Annotated in this window: 6 protein-coding genes; 3 read left to right on the forward strand and 3 right to left on the reverse strand. The window is 72.6% G+C overall.

Annotated elements, in window-relative coordinates; all coding sequences use genetic code 11:
* Nucleotides 1–194 precede the first annotated feature (194 nt).
* The 3 genes from tsaD to tsaB are packed head-to-tail and all read right to left on the reverse strand — an operon-like array spanning nt 195 to nt 2,382.
* On the reverse strand, nt 195–1,241 hold the full coding sequence (gene tsaD, locus ACWEVN_RS45485; protein ID WP_452055411.1) for a tRNA (adenosine(37)-N6)-threonylcarbamoyltransferase complex transferase subunit TsaD: 1,047 nt from the start codon (nt 1,239–1,241) through the stop codon (nt 195–197).
* Complete coding sequence (gene rimI, locus ACWEVN_RS45490; RefSeq protein ID WP_449686871.1) at nt 1,241–1,720, reverse strand: ribosomal protein S18-alanine N-acetyltransferase; 480 nt, start codon at nt 1,718–1,720, stop codon at nt 1,241–1,243. Before rimI ends, tsaD begins: the two co-directional genes overlap by 1 nt.
* Entirely contained in the window at nt 1,717–2,382 is a 666-nt protein-coding gene (gene tsaB / locus ACWEVN_RS45495; protein WP_452055412.1) for a tRNA (adenosine(37)-N6)-threonylcarbamoyltransferase complex dimerization subunit type 1 TsaB, read from the reverse strand. The genes rimI and tsaB overlap by 4 nt, the downstream gene beginning before the upstream one ends.
* Before the next feature lie 99 nt (nt 2,383–2,481).
* On the opposite strand from tsaB, the gene ACWEVN_RS45500 reads away from it, so the two are divergent.
* The 3 genes from ACWEVN_RS45500 (at nt 2,482) to ACWEVN_RS45510 (ending at nt 6,289) form a co-directional block, all read left to right on the forward strand.
* Nucleotides 2,482–3,906, forward strand: coding sequence for an acyl-CoA synthetase (locus ACWEVN_RS45500; protein WP_452055413.1), 1,425 nt, complete (start codon nt 2,482–2,484; stop codon nt 3,904–3,906).
* Entirely contained in the window at nt 3,899–5,230 is a 1,332-nt protein-coding gene (locus ACWEVN_RS45505) for a carboxyl transferase domain-containing protein (RefSeq protein WP_452055414.1), read from the forward strand. The genes ACWEVN_RS45500 and ACWEVN_RS45505 overlap by 8 nt, the downstream gene beginning before the upstream one ends.
* Before the next feature lie 96 nt (nt 5,231–5,326).
* On the forward strand, nt 5,327–6,289 hold the full coding sequence (locus ACWEVN_RS45510) for a serine hydrolase (RefSeq protein WP_452055415.1): 963 nt from the start codon (nt 5,327–5,329) through the stop codon (nt 6,287–6,289).
* Nucleotides 6,290–6,312: the final 23 nt, after the last annotated feature.

Raw genomic sequence — 6,312 nt, forward strand, 5'->3', positions numbered from 1 at the left:
TCGATCTCACCGGGTCGGCCGTCGACCTCGGGATCGTCGTCGGGGCCCGGTCGATCGCGAACGTTCTCCTGCTGCTCTTCGGCGGCCTGCTGGCAGCCTTGACGCGGCGCCGTCGGCCGTAGTCACAATTAAGGCTTCGGGGTGGCGGGGAAAAGCCGGCTCACTCACCGGGTAACCCCTCAACCTCCCAGGAGCTACAACGAAACCACATTAATCGGCAAAGCCGGATTGGCACTGAACTCCAAAGGCGCAGTCGGCCGCTTACCAGCCACGACATGCGCCCCCAGAGCGGCAATCATCGCACCGTTGTCCGTACACAGCCGAGGCCGAGGAACCCGCAGCTCAATCCCCGCAGCAGCACAACGCTCCGCCGCCAACTCCTTAAGGCGCGAATTGGCCGCCACGCCACCGGAGATCACCATGGTGTCGATCCCCTGCTCCTGCGCAGCACGAACCGCCTTGGCCGTCAACACATCCGCGACAGCCTCCTGGAACGACGCCGCGACGTCATCCACCGGAATCTCCTCCCCCCGCCGCGCGGCACCCTCGACCCACCGCGCCACCGCGGTCTTCAAACCGGAGAAGGAAAAGTCGAACGCGGCATCCCGCGGACCCGTCATCCCGCGCGGGAACGCGATCGCGGCCGGATCGCCGTTCTTGGCCGCCTTGTCGATCGGCGGCCCACCCGGGTACGGCAGGCCCAGCACCCGTGCGACCTTGTCGTACGCCTCCCCCGCCGCGTCGTCCACAGTGGACCCCAGCTCGGTGATCGACGAAGCGATGTCGTCGACCCGCAACAACTGCGTGTGCCCGCCGGAAACCAGCAACGCCAGGCACGGCGTCGGCAACGGCCCATGCTGCAACGTGTCCACCGCGATGTGCCCGGCCAGGTGGTTGACGCCGTACAGGGGCACGTCCAGCGCCGTCGCGTACGCCTTCGCCGCCGAGACGCCGACCAGCAGCGCGCCCGCCAGGCCCGGCCCCGCCGTCACCGCGATCGCGTCCACATCGGACATCGACAGCCCGGCCGTGGCGAACGCGCGCTCGGTCGTCGGGACCATCGCCTCCAGGTGCGCGCGGCTGGCGACCTCGGGCACCACACCACCGAACCGCGCGTGCTGCTCGACGCTGGAGGCCACCTCGTCGGCCAGCAGCTCGACCGTGCCGTCGTCGTGCAGGCGGACCAGGCCGACGCCGGTCTCGTCGCACGAGCTCTCGATGCCCATGATGATGCGTGCCATCAGCCCGCCACCCCGTCTCGCGTCCGCGCCGGGCGGACCATCGTGTACGCGTCGGCGCCGGAAGGCTGGTAGTAGCGCTTCCGGATGCCGAGCCGTTCGAAGCCGTGGCGCTCGTACAGGCCGAGCGCGGTCGTGTTGTCCGTGCGGACCTCGAGGAACACCGGTGCCTCGAACTCGTCGGCCCGCGCCAGCAGCGCCTGCAGCAGCGCCTTGCCGATGCCCTGGCCCTGGTACTCGGGCGCGACGCCGATGGTGTGCACGGTCGCCTCGTACTCGCCGCGGCGGCGCCCGACGACGGCCAGGCCGGCGTACCCGAGCAGCTCGTCGCCCTCGTCCGGGCGGGCGGCCAGGTAGAAGTTGCCCGCGTCCAGCTCCGAGTGGAAGGCGCGGGCGCTCCACGGGTCGTCGCCGGGGAACAGGATCTTCTCGATCTCCACGCACCGGGCGATGTCCATGCGGCGCAGCGGCTCGAGTCTCACGGAGCGGTCACCCGTTTCGGCGCCGCGGGCTCGGCGGCGTCGGGACGTCGCAGGTACAACGGCGTCAGCGGGCCCGGCGGCTCCTTCGCCAGCAACGCGGCCTGCGCGACCTTCACCAGCCCGGCGGGCGACGGGAAGCGCGGCTCGACCGGCCGGACGCCGAGCGCGTCCGCGTACAGCAGCGCGCCGTCGCCGGCCGCCACCCCGATGTCCGTGCCGAGGTCGGCGGGGCGCTGGACGTGCGGGCCGTCGGTGCGGCGCCCCTGCGCGTCGTAGGCGGCCCAGTAGACCTCGCGGCGCCGGGCGTCGGTCAGCACGAGGAAAGCGTTGTCCCCCGGCAGGACGTCGGCGGCCAGCGCGTCCAGGCTGCAAACCGGGTACACCGGGATGCCGAGCGCGTAGCCCAGCGCGGCGGCGGTGGCCATGCCGGCCCGCAGGCCGGTGAACGGCCCCGGCCCGACGCCGGAGACGATCGCGTCGAGGTCCTTGAGGGTCACGCCCGCGGCTTCGGCGGCCGCCAGCGCGTGCGGCGTGATCAGCTCTCCGTGGGCGCGGGGGTCGACCGTGACGCGGTCACCGCGCGTCTCGACCAAGCCGCCGTCCAGCGCGACGACGCCCGCGGTGACCGCCGGGGTCGAGGTATCGATCGCCAGTACCAACACGGTGTCCCAGCCTACGACCAGCGCCTTCGCCTGCTTGCTGCAGGGGACCGATCGGCACGGTAACGTGCGGTTGGAGTCCGACACTGGGAGGTCCCCGCGGTGCCCGACCCGTTGTTCCCCACGCTCGTCGCCGGTGCCGCCGAGGTTGCCTTGCGCTTCGGCGACCACGCCCTGACCTACGACGATCTCGCCGCCGTCGCCGGCGGTCTCGCCCGCGACCTGCCCGACGGCCGGGTCGCGGTGTGGGCGACGCCGACCCTGCACACGAGCGTCGCGGTCGTCGCCGCGCTGCTCGCCGGGGTGCCGGCGGTGCCGCTCAACCCGAAGATCGGCGAACGCGAGCTCGCCCACATCCTCGCCGACAGCGAGCCGGCGCTCGTCCTGGCCGAACCCGGCGTCGAGCTGCCGTCCGGCCTGGCCGCCCTGCCCCGGCAGGACATCCCGCTGACCGGCGGGACAACGCCGATCGCGGACGAACCGGACGCCGAGTCGCCCGCGCTGATCGTCTACACCTCGGGCACCACCGGGCCGCCGAAGGGCGTCGTGCTCCCCCGGCGCGCGCTCGCGACCACGTTGGACGCCCTGGAGGACGCCTGGGGCTGGACGGCCGACGACGTCCTCGTGCACGCGCTTCCCCTCTTCCACGTGCACGGGCTGATCCTCGGCATCCTCGGCCCGCTGCGCCGCGGCGGCTCGGTGCGCCACCTCGGCCGGTTCTCCACCGAGGGCGTCGCGCGCGAACTCTCGAACGGCGCCACGATGCTGTTCGGCGTCCCGACGATGTACCACCGGATCGCCGGCGAGGTCGGCTCCGACGCCGCGCTGGCCGAAGCGCTCCGGAAAGCGCGGCTCCTGGTTTCCGGATCCGCGGCGCTGCCGGTGCACGACCACCAGCGGATCACCGCGGCGACCGGCCAGCAGGTCGTCGAGCGCTACGGGATGACCGAGACGCTGATGAACACCAGCGTCCGCGCGGACGGCGAACGCAAGCCCGGCACGGTCGGCGTGCCGCTGCGGGGCGTCGAACTCAGGCTGGTCGGCGACGCCGGTGAAGTGATCGAAGACGTCGAGACGGTCGGCGAGATCCAGGTCCGCGGCCCGAACCTGTTCACCGGGTACCTCAACCGGCCGGACGCGACCGCGGCCGCGTTCGACGGCGGCTGGTTCCGCACCGGCGACATGGCCACGCGCGATGCCGACGGGTACGTGAAGATCGTCGGGCGCAAGGCCACCGACTTGATCAAGAGCGGCGGCTACAAGATCGGCGCGGGCGAGATCGAGAACGCACTGCTCGAACACCCCGGCGTCGCCGAAGCGGCGGTCACCGGCGAGCCGGACGACGACCTCGGCGAGCGGATCGTCGCGTGGATCGTGCCCTCGGGCGAGCCGCCGGCGGCCGAGGAGCTCGCCGACCACGTCGCCAAGCTGCTCGCGCCGCACAAGCGCCCGCGGGTGGTCCGGTACCTGGATGCGTTGCCGCGCAACGACATGGGCAAGGTCATGAAGCGGGCCCTCGGTGCCTAGGCTGCCGGCGCGCGAGGTCGTCGGCGCGATCGGATGCGGCTTCACCGAGTTCGCCACGCCGCTGCGCGAGGAACCCGCGGACGGCCCGATCGGCTGGCCGGGCTACCGGGAAGCGCGTTCCGCGGCGGAAGAACGCACCGGCGAGAAGGAGTCGGTCGTCTGCGGGACGGCGAAGATCGGCGACGTCGAAGCCGTCCTGATCGCCTTCGAATTCGGGTTCCTCGGCGGCTCGCTGGGGCAGCGCACGGGCGACCGGATCGAGGCGGCGTTCGCGCACGCCCGGGACGTGCGGCTGCCGGTGGTGTCGCTGATCGCGACCGGTGGCAGCCGCATGCAGCAGGGCATGCGCGCGTTGATGCAGCTGCAGCGGGTGGCGCGGGCGTCGGCGCTGACGCGCTCGGTGGGCATCCCGCAGATCTCGGTGCTGCGCGACCCGACGACCGGCGGCGGCTGGGCGACCCTCGGTGCGGGCGCCGACGTCGTCCTCGCGCTGCCGGAGGCGCAGGTCGGCTTCGCGGGCTCGCGGGTGCGCCCGCCGGGCTCGCCGGAGGCGTACACCGCGGAGGCGCACCTCGGCTGGGGTCAGGTGGACGCCGTCGTGGCGCCGGAGGACCTCGGCGTGACGCTGGAGCGGTGGCTGCGGCTGCTGACCGCGCGGTCCTCGGCCGCGGCACCGCCGCCCACCGCGCTGCGGCCCGCGGCCCCGCCGGAGACCGGGTGGGAGGCGGTCCAGGCGGCGCGTTCGCCGGAGCGGGCCCGGGCGGCCGAATACCTCGACGCCTACTTCGACTGGCGGGAGGACATCAGCGGCGACCGCGTCGGCGGCGCGGACCCGGGTGTCGCCTGCGGCTTCGGCTGGCGCGACGGCCGGACGATCGCATACGCGGCCCAGTGCGGCACGCCGACGTTGCCGTCCGGCTTCCGGACGGCGGCCCGGCTGGTGCGGCTGGCGTCCCGCCTGGGCATCCCGGTGCTGACGCTGGTCGACACCCCGGGCGCGGCGAACGACGCGGCGGCCGAGCAGGCGGGCGTGGGTGGCGCGATCGCGGAACTGTTCCGCGCGGTGGCGACGGCCTCGGTCCCGGTGACGACCCTGGTGATCGGCGAAGGCGGCTCGGGCGGCGCACTGGCCTTCGCCGCGGCGGGTTCGACGTGGGTGGCGCCGGACGCGTACTTCTCGGTGACGTCCCCGGAAGCCGCGGCGGCGATCCTCAAGCGCCCGCCCGAAGAGGTGCCGGACATCGCCAACCAGCTCCACCTGCGGCCCCAGGACCTCGTGGACTTGGGCGTCGCGCGCGCGGTCGTGAGTGTTAAGGAGGGTTAGAACCCTCTTTACCACTCACGACGCCTGGGCGAGCTGGTCCGTCCGTGGTTGGATCTTGCGATGGGGTATCGACTCAACAGGCGGGCGGCGTTCGGTTTGGGGACCGCCGTCGCCGCCGGAAGCATTCTGGCCGGCACTCCCGCGTCCGCGCAGGAGGCAGACATCGAGGCCAGCCCGGCCACACCGGACCGGGCCAGGCAGAAGGTGAAGCGCGTCTACGACGCCGCGGCCGCCGAGGCGGGTGGCACCTGGAACTCCTACATCAGCGTGGCCGGCCAAGCGGCCGTGGACGTGGCGTCCGACGAGGTCGTCGAGGCGTACAGCGTCAACAAGGTGGCCGTCGCGGTCACCTTGATGGACAAGATCGACCGCGGCCTGCTCACCCTGGACCAGCAGGTCCAGGTGCCGGAAAGCATCGTCGTGCCGGGTGGTGACGGCATCATCATCCTGGACAAGGCGTACCCGAGCGCGTTCACGCTGGGCCACGTCCTGTCGCTGTTCCTCACGGTTTCGGACGACACGTGCGTCCGGCTGGTGGGGCTCGTCGTCCCGGCGGCCGAGATCAACCAGATCCTGGTGGCCAAGGGCTTCCCCAAGACCCAGGTGACGCCGGTGGCCAACCCGAACCGCTACTTCCTCGGCCAGACCACTCCGCGCGAGACCCACGACCTGTTGCAGGCGCTGGTCGCGGGCACGTTGCTGAGCGCGGCGGCGACGGACTACCTGCTGTCCATCCTCCGGTCGCAGGTGGCGTTCACCGACGGGATCCGGCGGGAGATGTCGTCCGTCGACCGGGCGAGGATCGCCACGAAGGCGGGCTGGCTGAACGACGGCCGCAACGAGGCCGGGATCATGTTCGACACCGCGGGCAAGCCGGTGCTGACCTACTCGATGTTCGCGCACGGCCAGGCGAGCCCGGAGGACTTCGGGGCCACGCACCCGGTCCGGCAGGCCACCGCGAAGATGGGGCCGAAGTTCCTGCGCGCGGTCGACAAGATCGCGGGCGCCGGCGCCCGGACGTTCCGGGCCCCGGCCTACCAGCAGTACAACGGCGGCTGAGCAGCTACCGAGGTCGTGAGTGG

This window comes from Amycolatopsis sp. NPDC003861 (assembly GCF_053605405.1).